This window comes from Actinoallomurus acaciae (assembly GCF_042429965.1).
Classification (GTDB): Bacteria; Actinomycetota; Actinomycetes; order Streptosporangiales; family Streptosporangiaceae; genus Actinoallomurus; species Actinoallomurus acaciae.
In genome coordinates, this window is record NZ_JBHLZP010000777.1 from 1 (window position 1) to 2,880 (window position 2,880).

Annotated in this window: 1 protein-coding gene and 1 pseudogene; both read left to right on the forward strand. The window is 70.0% G+C overall.

Features of this window, described 5'->3' with window-relative positions:
• Positions 1-545, forward strand: a pseudogene (locus ACFFNX_RS46795) (prenyltransferase/squalene oxidase repeat-containing protein); the annotation flags it as partial.
• Positions 546-783: 238 nt separating this feature from the next.
• Positions 784-2,880, forward strand: a 2,097-nt coding sequence (locus ACFFNX_RS46800) for a sensor histidine kinase (protein ID WP_378212838.1), incomplete at its 3' end; no start/stop codon positions are given.

A 2,880-nucleotide genomic window follows, 5' to 3' on the forward strand; every position in this document is an offset into this window, starting at 1 on the left:
CGACCATCGCCAAGGTGGCCGCCTGGCTGCGTGGCCGGCAGCGGGCCGACGGCAGCTGGCACGACCGGTGGCACGCCTCCCCCTACTACGCCACCGCGTGCGCGGCACTGGCGCTGCACGCGTTCGGCGGGCCGGAGGCGGCGGCGGCCGTCGAGCGGGCCGTACGGTGGACGCTGGCCACCCAGCGCGCCGACGGATCCTGGGGGCACTGGGGCGGCACGGCCGAGGAGACCGCCTACGCCGTACAGCTCCTGTTGCTGACCCGGCCGGGCGCCACACCGGACGCCGTACCGCCCGGCGGAGCAAACGTGATCTTGAACACAGGACCGGCGGACCGGCCGGATTCAGGCCTTCTGGAGGCCGCCGGGCGCGGCTGTGATCACTTGGCGCGGTTCCCCGCTCACCCGGACGATCCCGCGTTGTGGCACGACAAGGACCTGTACCGGCCCACGGCCATCGTCCGTGCGGCCACCCTCGCCGCGTTGCACCTCGGCCGGCGGTGGTCGAGCGATCGTGGGAGCGGTCTCACTCACTGGAACGCCTGACGCCTAGATGACCACCTAAAAGGTGAAATAACGCCCTTATGAAGTTATGCATGTAGAGCATCGATGTTGAACCGTTATGCACTCATTGCTAGAGTCCCACGTCGCCGGAGTCGACCGTGCGGCGCGCGTACGGCCGCGGCGCGCAGGGATTGTGAGCCGTCGCAGCCAATTCGACCGAAGCGGTTGCCTCAGGTAAAGAAGTTCTTAATCCGTCGCAATATGTGCTGGGGCTGGTGTAATGCGCATTCGTAACGCGCGCCTGCGAACCAAGATCACCGCTCTGCTGCTGTCTCTGATCGCCCTCTGGGTGTTCGCCGCGTGGGTCACGCTGCGCGAGGGGGTGAACCTGCTCTGGGTCTCCGCGCTCAACACCAACGTCGCGGCGCCGATCGACGACGTCCAGCCCGAACTCCAGCGCGAGCGCCAGCTGTCCATGATCCGCCTGGGCCACCCCGGGGCGCAGGAGCGGGTCGCGCTCGACCGCCAGCGGGCGCGCACCGACCAGACGGTGGCCGTGTTCCGCAAGAGCATCCAGAGCCGGGAGGCCAAGCTCGCGGAGAGCTCCGACCTCAAGCGCGCCATCAACAGCCTGCTCCAGCAGTTCGACGGCCTCACCGCGAGCCGGGGCGAGATCGACTCCGGGCTGGCCGACCGTGCCAAGACCGCGGCCGTCTACACGAACGCCATCGACGCGATCTTCACGGTCGACGACTCGATGGCCACCCTGGACGACAAGGACTTCGCCCGCGACACCCGTACCCTCGTCCAGCTCAACCGGGCCAGGGAGGTGCTCTCCCAGGAGGACGCGCTGGTCTCCGGCATCCTCGCCGCACGGCGTTTCACCAACACCGACTACCTGCAGTTCATCCAGGACGTGGGCGCCCAGCGGGACGAACTCGGCAAGGTCCGTGAGGAGCTGCAGAACACCGACCGCACCTCCTACGACCTGGCCACCAAGAGCTCCGCGATCACGCGTTTCCGCACCGTGGAGACGACGCTGATGACCAGAGCCCGGCCCGGCAAGCTACCGCCGATCACCGCCGCGCAGTGGCGGGCGGCGGCGGATCCGGCGCTGAAGGACCTCTCGGACGCGGTGTTCGGCGGCGGTAGCCGGCTGGTCGGCAAGTCCACCCCCATCGTGATCGGCGTCATCGTCCGGCTGGCCCTGGCCGGCGGCCTCGGCCTCCTGGCGGTCATCGCGTCGATCGTCGTGTCGATCACCACGGCGCGCAGCCTCATGCAGCAGCTGGAGAAGCTGCGCATCGCAGCGCTCGAGCTGGCCGACCAACGGCTGCCCGGCGTCGTCGAACGGCTCGGTCGCGGCGAGAAGGTGGACGTCGCCGCCGAGGCGCCGCCCCTGCAGTTCGGCACCGACGAGATCGGCCAGGTGGGCCACGCGTTCAACTCCGTGCAGGAGACCGCGATCCGTACCGCCGTCGAGCAGGCCGAGCTGCGCCGCGGCATCCGCGACATCCTCCTCAGCCTGGCGCGACGCTCCCAGGCGCTCGTCCACCGGCAGCTGACCCTGCTGGACAGCATGGAACGCCGCCAGGACGACACGACGGAGCTGGAGGACCTGTTCCACGTCGACCACCTGGCCACCCGGATGCGACGCAACGCGGAGAACCTCATCGTCCTGTCCGGCGCCACGCCCGCCCGTGGCTGGCGGCGGCCGGTGCCCATGATCGACGTGGTCCGTTCCGCGGTCGCCGAGGTCGAGGACTACACCCGGGTCACGGTGATGCCGATGGGCGAGATCGCCCTGGCCGGCCGGGCCGTCGGTGACATCGTCCACCTCCTCGCCGAGCTGATCGAGAACGCCGTCTCCTTCTCGCCGCCGTACACCCAGGCGCAGGTCAGCGGCCACATGGTCGCGCACGGGTACGCCGTCGAGATCGAGGACCGCGGGCTCGGCATGACCGACGAGATCCTCACCGACATCAACGAGCGGGTCACCGACCCGCCGGAGTTCAACCTGTCCAGCTCGGCCCACCTCGGCCTGTACGTGGTCGGCCGCCTGGCCATGCGCTACGACATCAAGGTCTCGCTCAAGCACTCCTCCTACGGCGGCACCACCGCGGTCGTGATCATCCCGCACGAGCTGGTGGTCGAAAGCGCCGAGAACGAGAGTGAGTCCGGAGCCGCGGCTCGCAGCGTACCCGTCGGGGTCGCGGCCGGCGGCATGACCGCCACGTCGTACGGCGACGTGCCCGCCCGCGTCACGGAGGCCACCGTGCTCGAGCCACCCGCCCTGCCGTCCCCGGCCGAGCCGTCCGCCCCGGCGCCGACGCGGTCGTCCACTCCGGTGTCCGCCGAGGCGACGGGGTCGGCGAGC